The organism is Microlunatus spumicola (assembly GCF_039536445.1).
Taxonomy (GTDB): Bacteria; Actinomycetota; Actinomycetes; order Propionibacteriales; family Propionibacteriaceae; genus Microlunatus; species Microlunatus spumicola.
Window position 1 is genome coordinate 72,378 of the sequence record NZ_BAAAYR010000004.1, and the last position, 24,185, is coordinate 96,562.

Annotated in this window: 17 protein-coding genes; 2 read left to right on the plus strand and 15 right to left on the minus strand. The window is 72.1% G+C overall.

The window, feature by feature from the left end; all coding sequences use genetic code 11:
- Position 1: 1 nt before the first annotated feature.
- The 10 genes from ABD665_RS13480 to ABD665_RS13525 form a co-directional block, all read right to left on the minus strand.
- Positions 2 to 1,558 (minus strand): FGGY-family carbohydrate kinase, encoded by a 1,557-nt coding sequence (locus ABD665_RS13480; protein WP_204913181.1) that lies wholly within the window; start codon positions 1,556 to 1,558, stop codon positions 2 to 4.
- Complete coding sequence (mmsB, locus tag ABD665_RS13485) at positions 1,555 to 2,799, minus strand: multiple monosaccharide ABC transporter permease (RefSeq protein WP_204913182.1); 1,245 nt, start codon at positions 2,797 to 2,799, stop codon at positions 1,555 to 1,557. Before mmsB ends, ABD665_RS13480 begins: the two co-directional genes overlap by 4 nt.
- Before the next feature lie 4 nt (positions 2,800 to 2,803).
- Positions 2,804 to 4,336, minus strand: coding sequence for a multiple monosaccharide ABC transporter ATP-binding protein (gene mmsA, locus ABD665_RS13490; RefSeq protein ID WP_204913183.1), 1,533 nt, complete (start codon positions 4,334 to 4,336; stop codon positions 2,804 to 2,806).
- 119 nt (positions 4,337 to 4,455) lie between these two features.
- Complete coding sequence (chvE, locus tag ABD665_RS13495; protein ID WP_344742445.1) at positions 4,456 to 5,589, minus strand: multiple monosaccharide ABC transporter substrate-binding protein; 1,134 nt, start codon at positions 5,587 to 5,589, stop codon at positions 4,456 to 4,458.
- Between the two features lie 73 nt (positions 5,590 to 5,662).
- Positions 5,663 to 7,165: an L-arabinose isomerase gene (araA, locus tag ABD665_RS13500; RefSeq protein ID WP_204913184.1), complete on the minus strand. Its 1,503-nt coding sequence runs from the start codon at positions 7,163 to 7,165 to the stop codon at positions 5,663 to 5,665.
- Between the two features lie 50 nt (positions 7,166 to 7,215).
- Entirely contained in the window at positions 7,216 to 7,908 is a 693-nt protein-coding gene (locus tag ABD665_RS13505; protein WP_204913185.1) for an L-ribulose-5-phosphate 4-epimerase, read from the minus strand.
- Positions 7,905 to 8,960, minus strand: coding sequence for an ABC transporter permease subunit (locus ABD665_RS13510; protein ID WP_204913186.1), 1,056 nt, complete (start codon positions 8,958 to 8,960; stop codon positions 7,905 to 7,907). Before ABD665_RS13510 ends, ABD665_RS13505 begins: the two co-directional genes overlap by 4 nt.
- Complete coding sequence (locus ABD665_RS13515; RefSeq protein WP_204913187.1) at positions 8,957 to 10,000, minus strand: ABC transporter permease subunit; 1,044 nt, start codon at positions 9,998 to 10,000, stop codon at positions 8,957 to 8,959. Before ABD665_RS13515 ends, ABD665_RS13510 begins: the two co-directional genes overlap by 4 nt.
- On the minus strand, positions 9,997 to 11,586 hold the full coding sequence (locus ABD665_RS13520) for an ATP-binding cassette domain-containing protein (RefSeq protein WP_204913188.1): 1,590 nt from the start codon (positions 11,584 to 11,586) through the stop codon (positions 9,997 to 9,999). Before ABD665_RS13520 ends, ABD665_RS13515 begins: the two co-directional genes overlap by 4 nt.
- A gap of 142 nt (positions 11,587 to 11,728) precedes the next feature.
- Complete coding sequence (locus ABD665_RS13525) at positions 11,729 to 12,913, minus strand: substrate-binding domain-containing protein (protein ID WP_204913189.1); 1,185 nt, start codon at positions 12,911 to 12,913, stop codon at positions 11,729 to 11,731.
- A gap of 300 nt (positions 12,914 to 13,213) precedes the next feature.
- Here ABD665_RS13525 and ABD665_RS13530 point away from each other — a divergent pair, with 300 nt between their 5' ends.
- A complete protein-coding gene (locus ABD665_RS13530; protein WP_204913190.1) occupies positions 13,214 to 14,233 on the plus strand; it encodes a substrate-binding domain-containing protein in 1,020 nt (339 codons plus the stop codon).
- Positions 14,234 to 14,236: 3 nt separating this feature from the next.
- Here the strand turns inward: ABD665_RS13530 and ABD665_RS13535 are convergent, their stop codons facing one another.
- From ABD665_RS13535 to ABD665_RS13545, 3 genes are all read right to left on the minus strand, one after another.
- Positions 14,237 to 15,622 (minus strand): FAD-dependent oxidoreductase, encoded by a 1,386-nt coding sequence (locus ABD665_RS13535; RefSeq protein ID WP_344742446.1) that lies wholly within the window; start codon positions 15,620 to 15,622, stop codon positions 14,237 to 14,239.
- A 14-nt stretch (positions 15,623 to 15,636) separates the two neighbouring features.
- Positions 15,637 to 18,663: an Rne/Rng family ribonuclease gene (locus ABD665_RS13540; RefSeq protein ID WP_344742447.1), complete on the minus strand. Its 3,027-nt coding sequence runs from the start codon at positions 18,661 to 18,663 to the stop codon at positions 15,637 to 15,639.
- A 250-nt stretch (positions 18,664 to 18,913) separates the two neighbouring features.
- Positions 18,914 to 19,645: a TIGR03936 family radical SAM-associated protein gene (locus tag ABD665_RS13545; protein WP_204913192.1), complete on the minus strand. Its 732-nt coding sequence runs from the start codon at positions 19,643 to 19,645 to the stop codon at positions 18,914 to 18,916.
- 141 nt (positions 19,646 to 19,786) lie between these two features.
- Here ABD665_RS13545 and ABD665_RS13550 point away from each other — a divergent pair, with 141 nt between their 5' ends.
- Positions 19,787 to 21,298 carry a hypothetical protein gene (locus ABD665_RS13550; protein ID WP_204913193.1) on the plus strand — a complete coding sequence of 504 codons (1,512 nt, stop codon included), beginning with the start codon at positions 19,787 to 19,789 and terminating at the stop codon, positions 21,296 to 21,298.
- A gap of 204 nt (positions 21,299 to 21,502) precedes the next feature.
- Here the strand turns inward: ABD665_RS13550 and ABD665_RS13555 are convergent, their stop codons facing one another.
- Together ABD665_RS13555 and ABD665_RS13560 are read right to left on the minus strand one after the other, a co-directional pair.
- Complete coding sequence (locus ABD665_RS13555) at positions 21,503 to 22,147, minus strand: MSMEG_1061 family FMN-dependent PPOX-type flavoprotein (protein ID WP_204913194.1); 645 nt, start codon at positions 22,145 to 22,147, stop codon at positions 21,503 to 21,505.
- A 41-nt stretch (positions 22,148 to 22,188) separates the two neighbouring features.
- Positions 22,189 to 24,156 (minus strand): TIGR03960 family B12-binding radical SAM protein, encoded by a 1,968-nt coding sequence (locus tag ABD665_RS13560; protein ID WP_204913195.1) that lies wholly within the window; start codon positions 24,154 to 24,156, stop codon positions 22,189 to 22,191.
- Positions 24,157 to 24,185 lie beyond the last annotated feature (29 nt).

The following is a 24,185-nucleotide window of genomic DNA, read 5'->3' on the forward strand; positions in this document are numbered from 1 at the left end:
GTCAGCGCAGCGCGTCCACCGCGGCGCGCTGGACGGCCAGACCGGCGACGTAGCGCTCCATGAACGCGTCGAAGCCGGCCGTGTCGCTCGGGTCGGGCTCGACGGTGGCGAGCTCGACGCCCTGGAACACCCGGGTGTCGAGGTAGTCGGCGAGCGTCTGGTCGCCCTCCCGGTCGCGCAGGAACGCGGCCAGCACGGCGATCCCCCAGGCCCCGCCCTCGCCCGCGACGTCACCCACGGACACGGGGACCCGCAGCGCGCCGGCCAGGAACCGCTGGGCGACGCCCTTGGTCTTGAACAGGCCGCCGTGGGCGAACATCGCGTCCAGCCCGACGCCCTCGTCCTCCAGCAGCACGTCCATCCCGATCTTGAGGGTCGCGAACGCGCTGTAGAGCTGGGTGCGCATGAACGTCCCCAGCTCGAGCGGGCTGCCGGGGGTGCGCACGACCAGCGGCCGGCCCTCCTCCAGCTCGGTGATCGGCTCGCCCGAGAGGTAGTTGTAGGCGAGCAGGCCGCCGCCGTCCGGATCCCCGTCGAGGGCCGCGCCGAAGAGGGTGGCGAAGACCTTCTCGCTGCTCGCCGTGGTCCCGAGCGCCTCGGCGAACTGGCCGAACAGCTGCGCCCAGGCCTGCAGCTCGCTGGCCCCGTTGTTGCAGTGCACCATCGCCACCGGGTCCCCGGCCGGCGTGGTCACGAGGTCCAGCTCGCGGTGCGGACGGCTCAGCTCCCGCTCGAGCACGACCATCGCGAAGATGCTGGTGCCGGCGCTGACGTTCCCGGTGCGCGGGGCGACCGAGGCGGTCGCGACCATCCCGGTCCCGGCGTCGCCCTCCGGCGGGCAGAGCGGGACGCCCGCCCGCAGCCGACCGGTCGGGTCGAGGCGCGCCGCCCCCTCCTCGGTCAGCACGCCCGCGGCCTCGCCGGCGAGCCGGACCGTCGGCAGCAGGTCCACCAGCGGCGTGGTGAGCCCGAGGCCGGCGGCCAGCTCGTCGAACTGCGCGAGCATGGCCCGGTCGTAGCCGCGGGTCGTCGGGTCGATCGGGAACATCCCGCTCGCGTCCCCGACGCCGATGACCTTCTCCCCGGTCAGCTGCCAGTGCACGTAGCCCGCGAGGGTGGTCACGAAGGCCACCCGGCCGACGTGCTCCTCGTGGTCCAGCAGCGCCTGGTAGAGGTGCGCGACGCTCCAGCGGTGCGGGATGTTCTGCCCGAGCCGCTCGCTGAGCGCCTCCGACGCCGGTCCGGTGTTCGTGTTGCGCCACGTGCGGAACGGGGTCAGCAGCTCCCCGTCGGCGTCGAACGCCAGGTAGCCGTGCATCATCGCCGACACCCCGAGCGCGTCCACCGCGCCGAGGTCCAGCCCCGCGCAGGCCGCGCGGAGCCCCGCCCACGCGTCCTGGAGGGGGTAGGTCCACAGCCGGTCGACGAAGGCGTTCTCCCAGTCGTGGCCCCCGGTGGCGAGCACCCCGTGGTCCCGACCGATCACGACGGCCTTGATCCGGGTGGAGCCCAGCTCGACGCCGAGGGTCGTGCTCCCCGGTCCCACGGGCGTGCTCACTTGCTGGCGTTCGCCGCGCGGCGCTTGTTGAAGATGTCGAACGCGACGGCGAGCAGCAGCACGAAGCCCTTGATGAAGGACTGCACCTCGGTGCCGAGGCCGAGCAGCGACATGCCGTTGTTCAGCACGCCCATGATCAGACCACCGATGATGGCGCCGGTGACCGTGCCGACGCCGCCGGTGACGGCCGCGCCGCCGATGAAGGCCGCCGCGATGGCGTCCAGCTCGAAGCCGGTGCCGGCGCCCGGGAGCGCGGAGTTGCTGCGGGCGGTGAAGGCGATGCCCGCGATGCCGGCGAGCAGGCCCATGTTCACGAACAGCAGGAAGTCGACGCGCTTGGTGTCGACGCCCGACAGCTGGGCCGCGTGCAGGTTGCCACCACGGGCGTAGATGTGGCGGCCGAAGACGAACTGGTGCATGACCGTGCTGTAGATCAGGATCAGCGCGGCCAGGATGACCAGGACGATCGGGGTGCCGCGGTAGCTGGCGAGGGTGAAGGTGATCAGCAGGATGAACACGGCGGTGAAGATCGCCTGCGAGAGGAACCACGAGCGCGGCTCGTCCTCGAGGCCGAGCTTGACGCGCTTGGCCCGCTCCCGGAACTGCGAGCCGACGAGGCCGATGGTGGCCACCACGCCGAGGACCACGGTCAACGGCTCGAAGGTCGAGGTGCCGCCGCCGAGGTCGGGCAGGAAGCCGGAGCCGATGGCCACGTACGCGTCCGGGAACGGCGTGATCGGGACGTTGTGCAGGATCATCTGGGTCAGCCCGCGGAACGTCAGCATCCCGGCCAGCGTCACGATGAACGCGGGGATGCCGACGTAGGCGATCCAGAAGCCCTGCCAGGCGCCCACCAGGCCGCCGATGAGGATCGCGGCGATGACGCCGATCCACCAGGGCCAGCCCCACTGGACGATCAGGATGCCGCTGATGGCACCGACGAAGGCGACGACCGACCCCACGGAGAGGTCGATGTGCCCCGCGATGATGATCATCACCATGCCGATGGCCAGGATCAGCACGTAGGCGTTCTGGCCGATGATGCTCGTGACGTTGCGCGGCGTGAGCAGCGTCCCGCCCGTGAGGACCTGGAACAGGATCACGATGGCGATCAGGGCCAGGAAGATGCCGACCTGGCGGAGGCGGCCGCTCAGGAACGCGCCGAGGCCCGCACCGTTGCCCTCCGGGGTCGGGGGGACGACGGGCGTGTCGTCGGTCAGTGTCTGCGTCGAGGCGGACATGCCGCTACTCCTTCACCTGGGTCATGTACTGCATGAGCTTCTCGGGCTGGGCGGTGGCGACGTCGACCTCGCCGGTCACCCGGCCGGCCGACAGCGCGTAGATGCGGTCGCAGATCCCGAGCAGCTCGGGGAGCTCGGAGGAGATCACGATGATCGCCTTGCCCTGCGCCGCCATCGTGTTGATGATCGTGTAGATCTCGTACTTCGCCCCGACGTCGATGCCGCGGGTGGGCTCGTCGAGGATGAGGACGTCCGGGTCCGTGAACATCCACTTGCTGAGGACGACCTTCTGCTGGTTGCCGCCGGACAGCTTGCCGGTGATCACCCCGACGTCGGGCGCCTTGATGCGCATGCTCTTGCGGTAGCCGTTCGCGACGACCGTCTCGGCGTTCGCGTCGACGTGGCCCCAGCGGGCGAGCTTGCCCAGCGCGGAGCCGGAGACGTTGCGCTTGATGTCGTCGATCAGGTTGAGGCCGTAGCGCTTGCGGTCCTCGGTCGCGTACGCGATCCCGTGCGCGATGGCCTGCTTGACCGTGCTCGCCTGGATCGGCTGGCCGTTCTTGTAGAGCTTGCCGCTGATGTCGCGGCCGTACGAGTGACCGAAGACGCTCATGGCCAGCTCGGTGCGACCCGCGCCCATCAGGCCCGCGATGCCGACGACCTCGCCGGCGCGGACGTACAGGTTGGCGTGGTCGACGACGATCCGGCTGTGCTCCAGCGGGTGGTGCACGGTCCAGTCCTCGATCCGCAGCACCTCCTCGCCGATGGTCGCCTCGCGCTCGGGGAACCGGCTCTCGAGGTCGCGGCCGACCATCCCGCGGATGATGCGCTCCTCGGAGATCTCGTCCGCGTGCAGGTCGAGCGTCTCGATGGTGCGGCCGTCGCGGATGACCGTGACCCGGTCGGCGATGGCTTTGATCTCGTTCAGCTTGTGGCTGATGATGATCGAGGTGATGCCGTGCTCGCGCAGGCCGTCGATCAGGCCGAGCAGGTGCGCCGAGTCGGTGTCGTTCAGCGCCGCCGTCGGCTCGTCCAGGATCAGCACCTTGACCTCCTTGGAGAGGGCCTTGGCGATCTCGACGAGCTGCTGCTTGCCGACCCCGAGGTCGGTGATCTTGGTGACCGGGCTCTCCGCGAGACCGACGCGGCGCAGGAGCTCGGCCGCCTTCAGGTTCGTCGCGTTCCAGTCGATGCGCCCGTGGCGCTGCTGCTCGTTGCCGAGGAAGATGTTCTCCGCGATCGACAGGAACGGGCTGAGCGCCAGCTCCTGGTGGATGATCACGATGCCGGCACGCTCGGAGTCCCGGATGCCCGAGAAGTTCGCGGGCTTCCCCTCGAAGACGATCTCGCCCTCGTAGGAGCCGTGCGGGTAGACGCCCGAGAGGACCTTCATCAGGGTCGACTTGCCGGCGCCGTTCTCGCCGCAGATCGCGTGCACCTCACCGCGCTCGACGGTCAGGTTGACGTCCGTCAGGGCCTTGACCCCGGGGAACGTCTTGGTGATGTCGACCATCGCCAGGATGGGCTCGTTCGTCATCTGGCTCCGTGCTCCTTCGTGCTGTGCTGCTCGACGTGCTGCCTCGACGTGCTGAGCCGCACAGGGGTCGGTGCCCCCGCCCCGGAGGGACGAGGGCACCGACCACCCGTGCGACGGGGTTACTCGCCCTTGTCGATCTCGGCCTGGGTGTAGTAGCCCGAGTCGATGATCTCCTTCTGCAGGTTGTCCTTGGTGATGATCACGGACTCGTGCAGGTAGGCCGGGACGACCTTGACCTTGTTGTTGTAGGTCGTGGTGTCGTTCGTCTCCGGCGTCTTGCCGTTGAGGATCGCGTCGACCATCGTCGAGGCGGTCCCCGCCAGCTTCGAGGTGTCCTTGAAGATCGTGGAGTACTGCACGTCCTCCTGGATCAGCTTGTCCGAGGCCTTCTCGGCGTCCTGCCCGGTCACGACCGGGTTTGGGATGCCCGCCGCCTTGGTGGCGTTGAGGATGCCGCGGGAGAGGCCGTCGTACGGGGACAGCACGCCGTCGAGCTTGGTGTCGCCCTTGGCGTAGAACCCGTTGAGGATCGTCTCCATGCGGGCCTGCGCGGTCTCGAGCTTCCACTGCTGGATGGCGACCTGGCTGAAGGAGGTCTGCTTCGAGACGACCTTGAGCGTGCCCTTGTCGATGTAGGGCTGCAGGACGCTCATCGCGCCGTTGAAGAAGAACTGCGCGTTGTTGTCGTCCGGGCTGCCGGCGAAGAGCTCGATGTTGAACGGGCCGGTCTTGCCGGTGTCCTTGCCGTCCGCGTCGAGGATCCCGAGGCCGGTCAGCAGCGACGTCCCCTGCTGCACGCCCACCTTCTGGTTGTCGAACGTGACGTAGTAGTCGACGTCCGGCGTGCCGTTGATGAGGCGGTCGTAGGCGATGACCTTGACGCCGTCCTTGCCGGCGTCGGCCAGCTGCTGGGTCAGCGCGGTGCCGTCGATCGAGGCGACGATCAGGGCCTTGGCCCCGTTGTTCAGCATCGACTCGATCTGCTGCTGCTGCTGCGGCACGGAGTCGTTCGCGTACTGCAGGTCGACCTTGTAGCCCATGCCCTCGAGCTTGGACTTGACGTTGTTGCCGTCGTCGATCCAACGCTCGGAGGTCTTGGTGGGCATGGCGACGCCGATGAGGGCGCCCTTGTTCTGCCCCTCGGCGGGAGTCTCCTGGGCGGCGCTGCCGGCGCGGCCGCCGCCGCACCCGGCGGCGGTAAGCGCCATGGCGGCGGTCAGCGCCGCCACGGTCATGAGCTTGCGTGCATTCACTGCGGTCCTCCTTGGACTCTGTCTCGTGCGTGTCGTGCGTCGGGGGCGCCGGAGCTTCCGGTGCCCGCGAGGATCAGAAGCCGGCGGCCAGGCGGTGGTACGCCTGGTTCCAGCGGATCTCCTGGGTGAACGTGCGGGGCCGGGTGTCGCCGTCGATGACGAGGAGCTCGACCCCCAGCATCTCGGCGAAGTCGTCGAGGACCTCGGTGCCGACGGCGCTGGACAGCACGCTGTGGTGGGGTCCCCCGGCGGCGATCCAGCACTCGGCCGACGTCGGGAGGTCCGGAAGAGGTTCCCACACCGCACGGGCCACGGGGAGCTTCGGCAGCGGTTGATCCGGAACCGTGACCTCGATCTCGTTCAGCACGAGGCGGAAGCGGTCGCCGAGGTCGCAGATGCCGACCACGACGCCGGAGCCCGGGGCCGCGTCGAAGACCAGGCGGACCGGGTCCTCCCGGTCACCGATGCCCAGCGGGTGGATCTCGATGCGTGGCTTGGCGGCCGCGATGCTCGGGCAGACCTCGAGCATGTGGGAGCCGAGGATCTTCTGGGGGCCCGGGCCGAGGTGGTACGTGTAGTCCTCCATGAACGAGGTGCCCTGGGGCAGCCCGACGCTCATGGCCTTGATCGTGTGGAGCATGACCGACGTCTTCCAGTCGCCCTCGCCGCCGAAGCCGTAGCCCTCGGCCATCAGCCGCTGCACGGCCAGGCCGGGCAGCTGGCGCAGCCCGCCGAGGTCCTCGAAGTTCGTCGTGAAGGCGCCGAAGCCGCCCTCGACCAGGAACGCGCGCAGGCCGGCCTCGATCTTCGCGCCGTAGCGCAGCGACTCGTGGCGCTCCGCGCCCGGCAGCAGCTCGGGGGCGATCTCGTACAGCTCGCCGTAGGTCTCGATCAGCGCGTCGACCTCGCTCTCGGCCACGGCGTCGACCGCGGCCACGAGGGCGTTCACGCCGTACGCGTTCACCGACACACCGAAGGTGCGCTGGGCCTCGACCTTGTCGCCCTCGGTGACGGCGACGTCGCGCATGTTGTCGCCGAACCGCGCGAGCTTGAGCGAGCGCACCGCGGCGACGCCCAGGGCCGCGCGCTGCCAGTCGGCGACGCGGCGCTGGACGGCCGGGTCGCTGACGTGGCCGACGACGGTCTTGCGGTGCACGCCGAGGCGGGTCTGGATGTAGCCGAACTCGCGGTCGCCGTGGGCGGCCTGGTTCAGGTTCATGAAGTCCATGTCGATCTCGGACCACGGCAGCGACACGTTGGCCTGCGTGTGCAGGTGCAGCAGCGGCGTCTGGAGGGCGTCCAAACCGTTGATCCACATCTTGGCCGGGGAGAACGTGTGCATCCAGGCGATCAGCCCGACACAGTCGGGGTCCGCGTTCGCGGCGAGGACGAGGCGGTGGATGGCGTTCGAGTCGGTGAGGACCGGCTTCCACTCCACCTTCACGGGGAGCGCGTCGGAGGAGTCGAGCAGCCGCACGACCTCCTGCGACTGCTGCTCGACCTGCGCGACGATCTCGGGGCCGTAGAGGCCCTGGCTGCCGGTGAGGAACCACACGGTGGGTGTGGAGGACGGCATGACGCTCCTTCTTCTGGTGCTGAGGTGGGGTGGCTCGGGTGGTCAGCGCGTCAGCGCTGGCCGTACGCGTTCTGGTAGCGGTCGTACAGCGCGTCGACGTGCGCCTGGTCGATCGGCAGCGGCTCGCCGAGCTGGCGGGAGACGTGCACGGTGCGCGCGACCTCCTCGCAGAGGACGGCGGCCTTGACGGCCGCGCGGGCGGACGCGCCGACCGTGAACGGGCCGTGGTTCTGCATCAGGACGGCCCGGGAGCGGGAGCCCTGCAGGGTCGCGACGATCCCCCGCCCGATGGAGTCGTCGCCGATGATCGCGAACGGCCCGACCGGGATCGGTCCGCCGAACTCGTCGGCCATCATCGTGAGCACGCAGGGGATCTCCTCGCCGCGGGCCGCCCAGGCGGTCGCGTAGGTGGAGTGCGTGTGCACCACCCCGCCGACCTCGGGCAGGTGCGCGTAGACGTAGCCGTGCGCCGCCGTGTCGGAGGACGGGCTGCGATCGCCCTCGACGAGGGTGCCCTCGAAGTCGGTGACGACCATCGACTCGGGGGTCAGGTCCTCGTAGCGGACGCCGGAGGGCTTGATCACGAGCAGGTCGTGGCCGGGGACCCGGGCGGAGACGTTGCCGGCGGTCCACACGACGAGCTCGTTGCGGGGCAGCTCGGCGTGCAGGGCGGCGACCTCGCGGCGCAGCTCGAGGACGAGGTCGCGGGCCGCCTCGGCGACGGCGCTGGTGACGGTGCTCATGTGGCCTTTCCGGAGCGACGGCTGACCGTCGCCTGCAGGATGACGACGATCAGCAGGAACCCGCCGGAGACGACCTGCTGGACGTAGGAGTTGAGGTTCGCGCCCTGGACGATGAGGTTCTGGATCACGAACAGCAGCGCGATGCCGGCCGCGGTGCCGACCATCGACCCGACGCCGCCGGAGAGCAGCGTGCCGCCGATGACGACGGCCGCGATGGCCTGGAGCTCGTACGCGTCCCCGATCCGGGCCTCCTGGCCGCCGCCCGAGAGCGCGGTGGTGAGGACCCCGGCGATGCCGGCGCACAGGCCGCTGATGACGTAGACCGTCGCGGTGGTGCGCTTGACGGGCAGGCCCATGAGCTCGGCGGCCTGGGCGTTGCCGCCGACGGCCTGGACGCTCTGTCCGAAGGCGGTGCGGTTGAGGACCCACCAGCCGATCGCGAAGAGCACGATCGCGATCCAGACGGGGTTGCCGATCCCGATGAACGACCCGGTGCCGAGGATCTCGAAGACCTTGAAGCCGGGGATCTGCGGGACGTCGTTGCCCTCGTGGGTGATGAGGAAGACGAGCCCCCGGATCCCGGTCAGGCCCGCCAGGGTGACGATGAAGGCGGGCAGCCGGAGCCGGGCGATGATCAGGCCCTGGAGCAGCCCGACCGCGGCGGTCACGACCAGCGGCACGAGCACCGCGACGGCCGAGCCGTACGGCGACATCATCGCGCTGAGGATGACCGCGAGCGCGTAGGTCGAGCCGACCGACAGGTCGATGCCGCCGTTGATGATCACGAAGGTCATGCCCACCGCGATGATCGCGATGAAGGACGCGGCCAGGGCGACGTTGCGGAAGTTGTCGACCGAGCCGAAGGTCGGCACCACGATGATGCCGACGATGACGACGACGGCCAGGCCGACCACCGCCGCGTTCCGGGAGACGATCGACGTCAGGTTCCGGGTGCGCAGCAGGTCGGCGGCCCGACCCCCGCGGTCGGGGGCCACGGCGGCGACGCCCGACCCGTCGGCCGCCGCGCGGACCTCGTCACGGTCGACGGTCATGAGGTGCTCCTCGAACGCTGGACGTAGATGGCGGCGATGATGATCAGCGCCTCGACGATGCGGGCGCCGGAGTCCGGCACGTTGTGCGAGACCAGGGTCGTCTCGAGCAGCTGGATGAACACCGCGCCGACGACGGTGCCGAGGATCCGGACCTGGCCGCCGGCGAGCGCCCCGCCGCCGACCACGACGGCGGTGATGGCCGTGAGCTCGATCAGCAGGCCGGTGAAGGACGGGTCGCTGGCCCGCAGCCGCGCGGTGGCGATGACGCCGGCCACCGCGGCGAGGCCGCCGGAGATCGCGTACACCGTGATCAGCGTGCGCTGCACGGGCAGGCCCGCGAGCACGCTCGCCCGGCGGTTGCCGCCGATGGCCAGGAGGCGGTAGCCGAACGCGCTGCGCCGGACGAGGATCGCGGCCGCCACGGCGAGGATCGCGGCGACCCACATGACGTAGGGGACGCCGAGCAGCTTGCCGAGCCGGACCGTCTTGAAGAAGGGCACGAAGAGCTCGATCAGCGCGCCGCCGGTGATGACCAGCGCGATCCCCCGCCCGGCGACGAGCATGCCGAGCGTGGCGACGATGGGTTGCACCCGGGCGACCGCGACCACCGTGCCGTTGAACGCCCCGACCAGGACGCCGGCGACGACCGCGAACAGCATCGCGACGCCGATCGAGGCGCCGAGACCACCGTCCCCGGGCGCGAGGACGAACCGTGCCAGCACCGCGCTGGCGATCGCCATGATCGCGCCGACGGAGAGGTCCACGCCCCCGGTGCCGATCACCAGCGCCATGCCCAGCGACACGATGATCACGGGCGGCAGCTGCGCGAACAGCAGCTGGATCGTCGCGAGGGTGAGGAAGTTGAAGGTGAAGAGCGCGTTGTAGGCGACGAGCACGATCAGCGCCAGGTAGACGCCGCGGGCCCGCAGCCACTCGGCCCAGCCGTTGGTCAGCCCGAGGCGGGCCTTCCACGCGGAGGGCGGCTGCTCGGGGCTGCGGCCCGGCTCCGGCGTCACGGCGGCCGTGGTGGCGGCGCTCATCGCGACGCCTCCGGCTCCGCGGCGGGCTGCCCCTCGAGCGTCGCCTCGGCGACCTCGGAGTCGGCAGCGTCGGCGATCATGTCCATGATGGCGTCCTCCGTGATGTCGTCGCCGAAGAGCGAGCCGAGCTGCGCGCCGTCGCGCAGGACCACGACGCTGTCGGAGCCCTCGACGACCTCCTCCAGCTCGGAGGAGATGAGCACGACGGCCAGGCCCTTCTCGGCCAGCTCGGCGATCAGGCCCTGCACCTCGGCCTTGGCGCCCACGTCGATGCCGCGGGTGGGTTCGTCGAGCAGCAGGACCCGCGGGTTGAGGCAGAGCAGCCGCGCGAGCAGCACCTTCTGCTGGTTGCCGCCGGACAGCTCGGAGACCTTCTGGCTCGGCCCGTACGCCCGGATCCGCAGCCGGTCGAAGAAGACCTTGACGATCGCGTCGAGCTTGCTGCGGTTCACGAAGCCGAGCCGGGTGAGCTGCGGCAGCGCGGCGAGGCCGATGTTGTCGCGGATCGACAGCTCCGGGATGATCCCCTCGGCCTTGCGGTCCTCGGGCAGGAAGGCGATCTTGCTGCGGATCCGCGACGCGGGCGACTGCCGGCGCAGCGGGCGGCCGTCGATGCTGATGTCGCCCGAGTCGAGCGGCAGGGCGCCGAAGATCGTCTTCGCCGTCTCGCTGCGGCCCGAGCCGAGGAGGCCGGCCAGGCCGACGACCTCGCCCGGGCGCACGACCAGCGACACGTCGTCGAGGACGAGGCGGCGGCTCAGGTGCTCGGCCCGCAGCACGGGCTCCGCGTCGGCCACCGGCGGACGCCCGGCCAGCCTGGTCAGCCGGCCCTCGTCGAGCTCGGCAGCGTCGCGGCCGAGCATCCGGGAGATGAGCTGGCGGCGGTTGGTCTCGGCGGTCGGGCCGGTCCAGACGAGCTTGCCGTCGCGCAGCACGGTGATGGTGTCGCAGGCGCTGAAGACCTCGTCCAGCTTGTGCGAGACGTAGACCACGCAGACGCCGGACTCCTTGAGCAGCCCGACGACGGACAGCAGCCGCTCCACCTCGCGGGGCTCCAGCGACGACGTCGGCTCGTCCATGATCACGACGCGGGCCTGCGTCGACACGGCGCGCGCGATGGCCACCATCTGCTGGATGCCGAGGCCCAGCTCGCCGAGCGGGCGGCGGACGTCCACGGCGATGCCGAAGCGCTCCAGGCCCTCGGCGGCCTCGGTGTTCATCCGGCGCAGGTCGAGCGAGCCGCGGCGCTTGAGCTCGCGGCCGAGGAAGAAGTTGCGGGCCACCGAGAGCTGGGGTGCGAGGTGCACCTCCTGGTAGATGGTGGCGATGCCGGCCTGCTGCGCGGCGCGGGGCGAGGCGAAGGTCGTCGCCTGGCCCTGGTAGAGCACCTCGCCGCTGTCGATCGGGTAGACCCCGGTCATCACCTTGATCAGCGTCGACTTGCCGGCGCCGTTCTCGCCGACCAGCGCGTGCACCGAGCCGGGCCGCAGGTCGATCGAGACGTCGTCGAGCGCGCGGACGCCGCCGAAGGTCTTGCTGAGCGCCCGCACGGCGAGCGTGGGAGCCTCCACCGCGGTGGCGGTCATGGCGTCTCCTCGTGATCAGGTTCGGGGTGGTTCTGAGGTCGGACCGGTCGGTCCGGGCGGCCCGCTCCCCGTCCGCCCGGGGGCGGTGGGGTGCGGGCAGCAGGAACGCGGGCGGCCCGTGGGCCGCCCGCGTCCGTGCGGATCAGTACGCGGCGCCGGAGTCCAGCGCCTGCTGCGCGTTCGAGGAGTCGTACTGGTTGTCGGTGGTGATCGTCACGGCCGGAGCGCCGTCACCGTTCACGTACGCCTCAAGCGCGGCCTGGGCGGAGTCGCCGTAGGCCGGGTTGGACTCGATGACCGCGTCGAAGTTGCCCTCGACGATGGCCTGGACCGCGCCCTTGGTGCCGTCGATGGAGACGATGTGCACGTTGTCGGTGCCCGCCTTGCCGGCGTCGTCCAGGGCCGCGAGCGCGCCCAGGCCCATCTCGTCGTTCTCGGCGTAGATGGCGTTGACGTCCGGGTGCGCGCGGAGCAGCGTCTCGGTGACCGACTTGCCCTTCTCGCGGGTGAAGTCGGCGGTCTGCTGGAAGACCACCTCGATGCCCGTGGCGTTCTTGGCCTTGAGCTGGTCGAGGAAGCCCGCGGTGCGGTCGTCGGTGACGTTCACGCCGGAGGCGCCGAGCAGGATCGCGAGCTTCGCGTTGCCGCCGGTGGCCTTGATCATGGCGTCCGCCGCACGGCGCCCCTGCTCGACGAAGTCGGAGCCGAGCTGCGGGCCGACGGTCTCGCAGCCCTGGACGCCGGTGATGTTCCGGTCGACCGGGATCATCGCGACCTTCTTCTCCTTGGCGTAGGAGATGGCGTCGCCGAGGCCGGTCGAGTTGATCGGGGAGAAGATGATCGCCTTCGCGCCCTTGTCGATCATGCCCTTGATGTCGCTGTTCTCCTGCTGCACGTTCGACTGCGCGTTCGTGGTCAGCAGCTTCCAGCCCTTGGCCTTGGCGGCGTCGACCTGCGACTTCGTCGAGGCGATCCGGAAGGGGTTGGCCTCCTTCTCGGACTGCGCCCAGCCGATCGTGTCGGTCTTGAAGTCGATCTTGCCGATGCCGAGGTCGGAGCCCTTGCAGATGGGCCCGTACTCGGCCGCGACGCCCTGGGGCACCGGGGTGGTGAGCTTCTCGGTGCCGCCGGCGGCGGTGATCGCGGCGGGGACGCCGTTCTGGTCGGCCCCCACGGACTGGGAGACCGCGGCGCTGGGCTCGGACGCGGCGGAGGAGGCGGCGGGCGCCCCGCTGCCGGCGGTCTGGCCGGTGCTGCAGGCGGCCAGCAGCGCGAGGGCGCTGACCGACACGGCGACGGAGAGTGAGGACTTGCGGAGGTGGACCATGACGACGTTTCCCTTTGCCTTCGTTGGGTGGGGTGCTCGCTCGTTGGCGCGCCGTCTGCCCGGGCATCGGCGCCGATGTGAGCGATAACATTCCACCGGCCCGCGGCGAAGTCAAGTAGCGCCGCACCCGACCTGAGAAGTCGTGCAGATCGTGATCTGCCCGTGACCAGGCCCGTCGTTCCACCACTTCATGGCTTCGCTATCCAGCGCTTCAGTTCTGAGAATCTCAGATGTTCGCGATAACATCGCGCTCCTGCGGCGCAGCAGGTGCCGGCGAGCTCGAGGACGGGAGGCGGACGGATGACCTCCTCGACGCCCCGCGTCCGGACCTCCCCCACGATCTTCGACGTCGCCCGGCTGGCCGGCGTGTCCCACCAGACCGTGTCGCGGGTGATCAACAACCACGCCAGCGTGCGGGAGTCGACGCGGCTCCGGGTGCAGCAGGCCGTGGACCAGCTGAGCTACCGTCCGAACGCCGCCGCACGGGCCATGGTGGGGGCGCGCTCGCGCAACATCGGGCTCATCACCACCGGGTCGTCGGACTACGGCCCGAGCAGCACCGTGCTGGGGCTGCTCTCGGCGGCCCGGGCCGCCGACTACTCCGTCTCGCTGGCCACCGCCGTCGACACCGAGCCCGAGTCGGTGCAGGCGGCCGTCGGCCTGGTCCTCGGCCAGCACGTCGAGGCCCTCGTGGTCGTGGCGTCCCGGGCGCGGATCCTCGACGCCCTGGCCGGCCTGCGCCTGCGCGTGCCGGTCGTGGTCATCGAGTCGAGCGGGCGGACGTCGCCCTCGCTCTCCATCGACCAGTACGCGGGCGCCCGGACGGCCACCGAGCACCTGATCGCGCTCGGGCACCGCGACATCGTGCACGTGGCCGGGCCCGGCGACTCGATGGACGCCACCGAGCGGCTCCGGGGCTGGCGCGACACGATGGCCGAGCACGGGCTGGTCGCGCCCCGAGCGCTGGAGGGCGACTGGACGCCGGGCTCCGGCTACCGGATCGGCCAGCAGCTGACCCAGCACGGACGCAGGTTCACGGCGCTGTTCGTGGCCAACGACCAGATGTCGCTCGGCTGCGTGCACGCCCTCGCCGAGCGCGGGATCCGGGTGCCGGAGGACGTGAGCGTGGTCGGCTTCGACGACATCCCGGAGGCCGAGCACTTCGCTCCCCCGCTGACGACGATGCGCCAGGACTTCCGCCAGCTCGGCACCGACATCCTCACCACGGTGCTCGACGTCGTCGAGGACCGCCAGGTCGAGCCCGTCGCCCGCCTGACGCCGACGCTCGTCGTCCGGCGCTCGACCCGGCGTCGGGACTAGGTCCTAGGCCCCGCCGGGCTCCGGCCCGTCGGCGGCGTCCAGCAGCTCGCCGCGGTGGGCGAGGGTCGTCCGCAGCCGGCCGTGCTCCTGACCGCGCGCCCGCTCGGCGGCGTCGATCCGGTGCCACTCGGCCATGCCGAGCGGGTGCAGCCCGCGGGCCGCGAGCAGCGGACCGAGCGGCGCCTCGTGGCCGCCGGGCACGAGCACGCCGCGGTCGACGTCCTCCAGCAGCGACACCACGGTCTCCACCGCGTCCGAGCGGTTGGTCCCGATCACGCCGGTGGGCCCGCGCTTGATCCAGCCGGTGACGTACTCCCCCGGCGAGAAGGCGCCGTCGCGGATGACGCGGCCCTCGGCGTGCGGGATGCGGCCGGTGCTCTCGTCGTACGGGGCGCCGGGCAGCGCGAGGCCGCGGTAGCCGACCGCGCGGACGACGAGGTCGGCCGGGATCGTCCACGGCTCCCCCACCGGGCGCACGCGGCCGTCGGCGTCGACGGCGGAGCGGGTGACCTGGACGCCGGTGACGCGGTCGGTGCCGAGCACCGCGAGGGGGCTGGTCCAGAAGTGCAGGTGGACGCGGTGCGTGGCCTCGGTCGACGGGCGGCCGGCCCACTGGGCGAGGACCGCCAGGTTCCGGGAGGCGACGCGGTCCTGCTCGGCGACCAGGGTGCTGGTCTCGTCGAGCACGAGGTCGGCGGGGTCGACGACCACGTCGAGGTCGGCCAGGTCGCCGAGCTCGCGCAGCTCCTTGGTCGTGAAGGCCGTGTACGCGGGCCCGCGCCGGGCGAGCAGGTGCACCTCGCGCACGCCGCGCGTCGTCAGGGCCTCGAGCACCTCGTCGGGCATGTCGGTGGCGGAGAGCTCGTCGACGCCGCGGACGAGGACCCGGACGACGTCGAGCGCGACGTTCCCGGCGCCGATGACGACGACCTCGCGGGCCGAGGCGAGCAGCCCCGGCACCCACGGGTGGCCGGGCGCGACGCCGCCGTCGTCCGGGTGGACGTCGGGGTGGCCGGTGTACCAGGTGACGAGCTCCGGGGCGGCGACGCTGCCCGGCAGGTCCTCGCCCTCGATGCCGAGCCGGCGGTCGCTGGCGGCGCCGTACGCGTAGACCACCGCGTCGACGCTCGCCCGCAGCTCGTCGACCGTGAGGTCACGGCCGATGTGGACGTCGCCGTAGAAGGTGACGCCGGGCGCGTCGAGCGTCTGCTCGAGCGTGCTGCGGATCGAGCGGATCGACGGGTGGTCCGGGGCGACCCCGTAGCGGACCAGGCCGAACGGGACGGGCAGCCGGTCCAGGACCGCGACCGTCACGTCGAGCCCGGACCGGGCCGCCTCGCGCGTCAGCGCCTCCGCGACGTAGACGCCGGACGGACCGGCGCCCACCACCGCGACGGCGAGGGTCAGCTGCCGGCCTCGTCGGTCGTGGTCCGCGCGGACGCCGCCACCTCGGCGATGGCCTGGGCCACGGCCGCCTTGATGGCCGGGTCCGTGCCGCCGGAGGCCTCCGGCGCGTCCGCCGTGGGCTCCGGGGCGTCGTCCGCACGACCGCGACCGCGACCACCGCGGCTGCGACCGGAGCGGCCCGAGCCACCCGAGTCCTGGCCCGACCCGTGGTCATGGCCGTTGCCCTGGGAGCCGCCGTTGCCCTGCGAACCGCCGTTGCCCTGGGAGCCGCCGTTGCCGCCGCCGCCCGACTGACGGCCGTTGCCGTTGCCGGAACCGCCGTTGCCGTTGCCGCCGGAACCACCGCCGCCGCGGCCGCCGCGCTGCTCGCGCGCACCGCCGTCGGCCTGGCGCTGGCTGTCGACCGGCTCGTCGTGGATCTCGTAGCCGCGACCGTGGCAGACCGGGCACTCGGAGCTGAACGCCTCGAGCAGGCCGGTGCCGATCTTCTTGCGGGTCATCTGCACCAGACCGAGGCTCGTGACCTCGGCGACCTGGTGCCGCGTACGGTCCCGACCCAGGCACTCGACCAGGCGACGCAGCAGGAGCTCGCGGTTGGCGGGCAGCACCATGTCGATGAAGTCGATGACGATGATGCCGCCGACGTCGCGCAGCCGGAGCTGGCGGACGATCTCCTCCGCCGCCTCCAGGTTGTTGCTCGTGACCGTGGCCTCGAGGTTGCCGCCGCTGCCGGTGAACTTCCCCGTGTTGACGTCGATGACCGTCATCGCCTCGGTGCGGTCGATGACCAGCGAACCGCCGGAGGGCAGGAAGACCTTGCGCTCGAGCGCCTTGGCGATCTGCTCGTCGATGCGGAAGCGGGTGAAGACGTCGACGTCGTCGCCGTCGTCGGGCCCCGGCTCGTAGCGCTTCAGCCGGTCGGCCAGGTGCGGGGCGACGTGCTCCACGTAGCCGGCGATGGCGTCGTACGCGTCGTCGGGACCGGCGTTGCCGGAGACGATGAGCTCGGAGAAGTCCTCGGTGAAGAGGTCGCGGACGATGCGGACCGTGAGGTCCGGCTCGCCGTAGAGCAGCTGCGGGGCGTGCCCGGTGGCCACCTTCTTCTCGATGTCGGACCACTGCGCCTTGAGGCGGTTGACGTCGCGGACCAGCTCGTCCTCGCTGGCACCCTCGGCCGCCGTGCGGACGATGACGCTCGCCTCGCCGACGAGGCCGGAGAGGATGTCCTTGAGCCGCTTGCGCTCGTTCTCGGGCAGCTTGCGGGAGATGCCCGAGAGGTGGCCGCTGGGCGCGTAGACGATGTAGCGGCCCGGGATGGACACGTGGTTCGTCAGCCGGGCGCCCTTGGCCCCGACCGGGTCCTTGGTCACCTGGACGAGCACGGTCTGGCCCGACTTGAGGACCTTCTCGACCTTGCGGTTCTGGCCCTGCGCGCCGAAGGAGTCCCAGTCGACCTCGCCGGCGTAGATGACGGCGTTGCGACCGCGGCCGATGTCGACGAACGCGGCCTCCATGCTCGGCAGGACGTTCTGCACGCGGGCGAGGTAGACGTTGCCGATCAGCGACGTCGCGGACTCACGGTCCACGTAGTGCTCGACCAGGATGTCGTCCTCGAGGACGGCGATCTGGGTGAGGTCGTCGCGCTGCCGGATGATCATCCGGCGCGTCACGGCCTCACGGCGGGCCAGGAACTCGGCCTCGCTGAGGATCGGGGCGCGGCGACGGCCCGCGTCGCGGCCCTCGCGACGACGCTGGCGCTTGGCCTCCATGCGGGTGGACCCGCTGATGCCGGTGACCTGGTCCTCGGCCGCCGGGGCGGCCTTGGCCTTGCGGGGCTCGCGCACCCGGACGACGACCTCGGTGGGGTCGTCCGCGGCGGGCGCGGCCTCCTCGCCACGACGGCGGCGACGGCGACGGCGACGACGGGTGCCGTCGCCCTCCTCGCCCTGCTCGTCGGCCGTGGCGTCGCCCTCGTCGCCGGCGGCCTCGCCGCTCGCGTCGGTGGTCTCGTCGGCCTCGGACGTCTCGGCGTCCTCGGCGGTGTCGTCGTCGGAGCCGGGCTCGCCGTCACCCGTACGGCGACGACGGCGACCCCCGCGACGACGACGGCGGCGGCGGTTGCCGTCCCCGCCCTCGTTCGCGCTGTCGGAGGCGCCGTCGTCCTCGGCGTCCTCCTCGTCGTCCTCGTCCTCGGACTCGTCGTCGCCCTCGGTGGCGGTCGCGGCGTCGGGGTCGTCGACCGGGGCGGTCACGACGCCGTCGTCCTGCTGCGTCCCGTCCGTCGGCGCCTGAACCTCGGTGTCCTCGAACGGGGTCGCGGCGACGTCCTCGACGGGAACCTCGGTCTGGCCGTACGGGGTGTCCAGCACGACGGTCTCGGCCTCGGCCGACGCGGGGGCGGCCTCGACCTGCTCGTCGACACTCAGCACGTCGACCTCGACGGCCGGGGTCTCGGCCTGCGCCGTCGCGGGCTCGGGGACGTCGGGCGTCAGCGCGTCCGGGGTGGCCGTCTCGGCTGCCTCCGCCTCGGGTGCTTCCGCCTCGGGTGCTGCCGCCTCGGGTGCGGGGGCGGCGGCCTTGCGGGTCCGGCGGCGGGCGGGACGCTCGACGGGCGCCTCCGGCGTGGCGGGCACCTCGGCGTCGGGCGTGGCCTCGGTCGTCGCCGCGGGAGCGGCGGCCTTGCGGGTGCGGCGGCGGGCGGGTCGCGCCTCCGGCTCGGCAGCCGCGGGCTCGGTGGCGGCCTGCGCCGTGCCCGCCGCGAGGGCGTCCAGGCGGTCGGCGACGGGGTTCGAGACCGGGTCGGGCGCGCTGCTCGTCGCCGGCTCGAGGCCGTCAGGGGGCGGTGCGTCCGGGGTGGCGCCCTGCGCGGCCGGCGTCGGGGTGGGCTCCTCGGCGACCGGGGTCGGCGCCGGGGCGGCGGCCGGCGGTCCGGCCGGGCGGCTCGCGGCGCGACGTCGCCGGGGCGGCGGGGTCGCGGCTGCGGGGTTGGTGGTCTGCTCTGCGTCGGGCTCGTTGTCGAGCACTCGATCTCCATTCGCGGCACGGGGGTGCGCGCCGATGTCGGTCGCCCTCCGGCGTGGCCGGGAGGACGGAAGCCTGCGGGTTCCGGCGCCGCGCACGGGACCCGCGGTCAGGAAGGGGCCTCTCGGCCGCCCGTCGCGGTGGAACACCGTGGTCTCGCGGGGCCCCGGGCTGTCACCCCGCGGCCTGGTCTCGCCACGACCGGCCGCCTGGTCGGCGTCCCGGTCATCACCGAGTATCCCACACGCCTCCTCATTCGGAGACTGCGTCGGGCGCGCGCCCCTCCCGCGGGTCCGCGACGAGGCCGGTCTCCCGGTCGAGCACGCCCTGGGCCAGGCGGGCCAGGATCGGCGGGTCCGGCAGCCGCAGCTGCGGCCGGACCACGACCAGGCCGGCCAGCACGTCGTCGGGCCGGACCAGCGGCGTCTCGTGCGCGAGGAGGAGGTCGAAGCCCTCCGGCGTCGCCGCGGCCTCGACCACGCACCCCCGCGCGTCGAACGTGCGCAGCCCGTTCTTCGTCATCCGCTGGACCTCGACGGCGTCCGCCTCCAGGAACGCCGCCAACGCGCCCGCCACCTCGCTCGGGTCCGCACCGGGCAGGCGTACGGACCAGCGCGACCCGGTCAGCCGGTCGGCCAGGGCACCGGTCGGCGCGACCCAGACCTCGACCACGTCGAGGCCCGTCGGGAGCGCGGCGTCGAGCGCCTCGCGCACCCGCTCGGGGTCGCACGGCTCGGTCAGGCCGATCTCGCAGTACTCCGCCTCGCTCGCCGCGCCGGTCGCGCAGGCGTTCGCGTACGAGATGCGCGGGTGCGGCGAGAAGCCCGACGAGTAGGCCATCGGCACCCCGGCCCGGCGCAGGGCCCGTTCGAACGCGCGGCTGAAGTCCCGGCTGCTGGTGAAGCGCGCGCGGCCCCGCTTGGCGTAGCGGATCCGCAGCCGCTGGACGGGCGGCGCGTGCTGCTCCGGCTGCTCTCGGGCCATGCCGGAAACCTACCGGTGCTTCGTGGACGTATCAGGCCACGACGTCCCGCCTCTCCCCTCCGACGGATCGCGTCAGGGCGACCGCAACGCACCGAGGGGGACCGATGTCTGCCGTGCTGGAGACGACGCGAGGGACCGACCATGCCGCGTGACGTGCACGCCGAGCCCGTGCTCGCGACGAGCAGGATCCAGGGGGACCTCCTCCCGGGGCTGCTGAAGAAGAACGAGCTGCTGCTGTTCTTCCGGATCGACGACCCCGGCGACTTCCTGCCCTTCCTCAAGGGCCTGCCGCTGACGAGCATGCAGACCGTGCTCGACCAGCGCGCGGAGGTCGCCGACCGGCGCAGCCGCGGGGTCACCGCGCTGATCCCGGCGCCGGGGTTGAACGTGGCCTTCACGTTCGACGGCCTGACCAAGCTCGGCGTCACCGGGCTGTCGGGCGCCCCGGGGCTGACCGAGTTCGAGGCGGGCATGGCCGCGCGCCAGACCGTCCTGTCCGACCCCGACCCGGCGCACTGGCGTTCCGTCGGCCCGCAGCGCCCGGCCGACGGCGTCTTCGTCCTCACCGGGGCGAGCCGCGCCGAGATCGACGACACCATCGCGCTCCACCTGGCCCCGGCCGGGGCGAACGGCTGGACCGTCGTGCGGGAGGAGGCGGGCGTGGTCCGCCCCGACCCGGTGCACGGCCACGAGCACTTCGGCTACGCCGACGGCGTCTCGCAGCCGGGCGTGCGGGGCACCACCCCGGACGGGGCGATCCTGACCCCGTCGGTGGACGCCGACGACCGGCCCGACCAGGGCGCGCTCGGTCAGGACCTGCTGTGGCCGGGCGAGTTCGTCTTCGGCTACCCCGGGCAGGACCCGCAGCTCGGCGACGCGGGCGCGGACTTCGCCAAGCAGGGCGCGGTCGTCGCTCCCCCGGTGCCGTTCATGGACCAGGGCGCGTTCCTGGTGTTCCGGCGGCTGGCGCAGAAGGTCCCGGAGTTCGACGCCTCCGTCCGCACGCTGGCCAGGCAGACGACCGGGGTGGACACGGCCTCGGCCGAGCTGCTGGGGGCGCAGCTGGTGGGGCGCTGGAAGAGCGGCGCGCCGCTGGTCCTGTCGCCGGTCAAGGACGACCTGTCGCTGGCGGAGGGGAGCCCGCGGGACAACGACTTCGAGTTCGGCGACGACCGCGAGGGGGTCCGCTGCCCCTGGGCCGCGCACGTCCGCAAGGCCTACCCGCGCGACGACGTCCGGCACAGCACCACGCCCACCGAGACGGAGGTCGCGCAGGCGGAGGCGTTCACGCAGACACGCCGGATGATGCGTCGCGGCATCTCCTTCGGGCCGGAGCTGAGCCACGCGGAGGCGCTGAGCGGGCACACGACGCAGCAGCGCGGGCTGCTCTTCCTCTGCTACGTCACCTCGGTGGCCGAGCAGTTCGAGTTCGTGCAGCAGGCCTGGGTCGACGCGCCCGACTTCAGCCAGGTCGGCAGCGGGGTGGACCCGATCATCGGTCAGCCGCACACCGGCACGCTGCCGTTCCTCGGGGCGGCGCCGTTCAGCGAGGACCCGACGAACAAGCCGCAGCTGGCCGTGCCGCACTTCGTGACGATGGAGGGCGGGGACTACTTCTTCGCCCCCGGCCTGGACGCGATCCAGGCCCTCTGAACCGCCCGGGCCGGCGTCCTCAGGGGGGTGGACGCCGGCCCGCGGCACCACGCGTACGCACGGCTGGGGTTCGCGTGCGCTGCCCCACGCGTCCCAGGACTTTCACGTTTACGTGAAAGACCGATGCTGACCACGGCAGATCTGCCGTGGTCAGTACGAGACTTCCGTGGTCAGTGCGCCCGGACGCCTCCAGGAGCGCCTCGGTCAGTACAGCTGCTCGGCGTACGCCGGGCCGTAGTGGGCCTCGACCTCGGCCAGGGACTGGTCGGTGCGCTCGAAGGTGTGGGAGAAGACGGCCCGGCTGGGGACGGCGTCGGGCTCCCAGGTCTCGGGGTGCCACAGCTTCGCGCGCAGGAACGCCTTGGAGCAGTGGGTGAAGACCTCGTCGACGTCGACCACGAGGCCGAGGATCGGCCGGCGGCCCTTGACCGCCACCTCGTCGAACCAGGGCGCGTCGGACACCAGGCGGGCGCGGCCGTTGACGCGCAGCGTGTCGTCGCGGCCGGGGACCAGGAACAGCAGCCCGACGTGCGGGTTCGACAGCACGTTCCGGTAGCCGTCGACGCGCCGGTTGCCCGGCCGCTCGGCGATGGCCAGGGTCCGGTCGTCGAGGACGTGGACCAGCTGGCCCGCCGGGTCGCCCTTGGGCGAGGCGTCGAGGTTGCCCTCGGCGTCCGACGTGGCGAGCACGCAGAAGGGCGAGGCCTCCAGCCACTCCCGGTGCAGGGCGTGCAGGCGGTCCTGGACCTTGTGGGCCGCGATCTCGTTCGGCTCCCCCACCACCGCGACGAGCTCGTCGAGCGTGCGGACGGGGGTCTCGGTGCCGGCGGTCGCGGGGGCGGTGGCCATGACCGCAGCCTAGGGCTCGCGCCCCGGCGGAGGCCCGGCCTTTACGGGGTCGCGGTCAGGCCCTGGGTGACCTGGGCGATCGGCAGCAGCTGCCGCCCGGTCGGGCCGATCTGGATCGACGTGTCCATCTGCGGGCAGACGCCGCAGTCGAAGCACGGTGTCCAACGGCAGTCCTCGACCTCGCGCTCGTCGAGGGCGTCCTGCCAGTCCTCCCACAGCCAGTCCTTGTCCAGCCCGGAGTCCAGGTGGTCCCAGGGGAGCACCTCGGCGTACTCGCGCTCGCGGGTCGTGAACCAGGCGACGTCGACGCCGGTGCCCTCGAGGGCCTCGGCGGCGCAGCGCATCCAGCGCTCGTACGAGAAGTGCTCGCTCCACCCGTCGAACCGGCCGCCGTCGCGCCAGACCGCCTCGATGACCCGGCCGACGCGACGGTCGCCGCGGCTCAGCAGCCCTTCGACGACGCCCGGCTTGCCGTCGTGGTAGCGGAACCCGATGGCCTTGCCGTACTGGCGGTCGCTCTGCACCGAGGCGCGCAGCTGGCGCAGCCGGTCGTCGATCACGTCGGCCTCGCACTGCGCAGCCCACTGGAACGGCGTGTGCGGCTTGGGGACGAACCCACCGATGCTCACCGTGCAGCGGATGTCGCGCCGCCCGCTGACCTTGCGGCCGGTGTCGATGACCCGGCGGACCAGCTCGCCGATGGCGAGCACGTCCTCGTCGGTCTCGGTCGGCAGCCCGCACATGAAGTAGAGCTTCACCTGGCGCCAGCCGTTGGCGTACGCGGCGGCGACCGTGCGGATCAGGTCGTCGTCGGTGACCATCTTGTTGATCACCTGGCGCAGCCGCTGCGAACCGCCCTCGGGCGCGAAGGTCAGCCCGGAGCGCCGGCCGTTGCGCGACAGCTCGTTGGCCAGGTCGATGTTGAAGGCGTCGACCCGCGTGCTCGGGAGCGAGAGCGAGACGTTCGTGCCGTCGTAGCGGTCGGCCAGCTGCTTGGTGACCTCGCCGATCTCGGAGTGGTCGGCGCTCGACAGGCTGAGCAGCCCGACCTCCTCCAGCCCGGTGGCCTCGAGCCCGCTGGCGACCATGTGCCCGATCGTCTCGATGCTGCGCTCGCGGACCGGGCGCGTGATCATGCCGGCCTGGCAGAAGCGGCAGCCACGCGTGCAGCCGCGGAAGATCTCCACCGAGTAGCGCTCGTGCACGGTCTCGGCCATCGGCACGAGCGGCTTGCGCGGGTAGGGCCACGCGTCGAGGTCCATCAGGGTGTGCTTGCGGACCGTGTACGGGACGCCGCTGCGGTTGGGCGCGATGCGCCGGATGCGGCCGTCGGGCAGGTAGTCGGTGTCGTAGAACTTCGGCACGTAGACGCCGCCGCTCACCGCGAGGCGCATCAGCAGGCCGTCGCGGCCGTCAGGGCGCCCCTCGGCCTTCCACTCGCGGATGACCTCGGAGATCGCCAGCGCGATCTCCTCGCCGTCGCCGAGCACGGCGGCGTCGATGAAGTCGGCGATCGGCTCCGGGTTGAAGGCCGCGTGACCGCCGGCCAGGACGATCGGGTCGTGCTCGCGCCGGTCGACCGCGTGCAACGGGATCCCGGCGAGGTCGAGCTCGGTGAGCATGTTCGTGTAGCCGAGCTCGGTGGCGAAGCTCAGGCCGAAGACGTCGAAGGCCCCGACCGGGCGGTGCCCGTCGAGGGTGAACTGCGGGACCCCGTGCTCGCGCATCAGGGCCTCCATGTCGCCCCACACCGCGTACGTGCGCTCGGCGAGGATCCAGTCGCGCTCGTTCAGCACCTCGTAGAGGATCGCGACGCCCTGGTTGGGCAGGCCGATCTCGTACGCGTCGGGGTAGGACAGGCACCAACGGACCTCGGTGCTCCCCCACTCCTTGACGACGCTGTTGAGCTCGCCGCCGACGTACTGCACGGGCTTGCTCACGCGGGCGAGCAACGGTTCGACCCGCTCGAAGAGCGAGTCCGGGCTGGGCGCGTGCTCGAGGACCGTCATGGTCGGACCAGCCTAACGGCGGAACCGCC

Coding starts and splice junctions, on each gene's coding strand:
- mmsB (WP_204913182.1), bottom strand. CDS start 2,799: ATGTCCGCCTCGACGCAGACACTGACCGACGACACGCCCGTCGTCCCC.
- mmsA (WP_204913183.1), bottom strand. CDS start 4,336: ATGACGAACGAGCCCATCCTGGCGATGGTCGACATCACCAAGACGTTC.
- araA (WP_204913184.1), bottom strand. CDS start 7,165: ATGCCGTCCTCCACACCCACCGTGTGGTTCCTCACCGGCAGCCAGGGC.
- ABD665_RS13505 (WP_204913185.1), bottom strand. CDS start 7,908: ATGAGCACCGTCACCAGCGCCGTCGCCGAGGCGGCCCGCGACCTCGTC.
- ABD665_RS13510 (WP_204913186.1), bottom strand. CDS start 8,960: ATGACCGTCGACCGTGACGAGGTCCGCGCGGCGGCCGACGGGTCGGGC.
- ABD665_RS13515 (WP_204913187.1), bottom strand. CDS start 10,000: ATGAGCGCCGCCACCACGGCCGCCGTGACGCCGGAGCCGGGCCGCAGC.
- ABD665_RS13520 (WP_204913188.1), bottom strand. CDS start 11,586: ATGACCGCCACCGCGGTGGAGGCTCCCACGCTCGCCGTGCGGGCGCTC.
- ABD665_RS13525 (WP_204913189.1), bottom strand. CDS start 12,913: ATGGTCCACCTCCGCAAGTCCTCACTCTCCGTCGCCGTGTCGGTCAGC.
- ABD665_RS13530 (WP_204913190.1), top strand. CDS start 13,214: ATGACCTCCTCGACGCCCCGCGTCCGGACCTCCCCCACGATCTTCGAC.
- ABD665_RS13545 (WP_204913192.1), bottom strand. CDS start 19,645: ATGGCCCGAGAGCAGCCGGAGCAGCACGCGCCGCCCGTCCAGCGGCTG.
- ABD665_RS13550 (WP_204913193.1), top strand. CDS start 19,787: ATGCCGCGTGACGTGCACGCCGAGCCCGTGCTCGCGACGAGCAGGATC.
- ABD665_RS13555 (WP_204913194.1), bottom strand. CDS start 22,147: ATGGCCACCGCCCCCGCGACCGCCGGCACCGAGACCCCCGTCCGCACG.
- ABD665_RS13560 (WP_204913195.1), bottom strand. CDS start 24,156: ATGACGGTCCTCGAGCACGCGCCCAGCCCGGACTCGCTCTTCGAGCGG.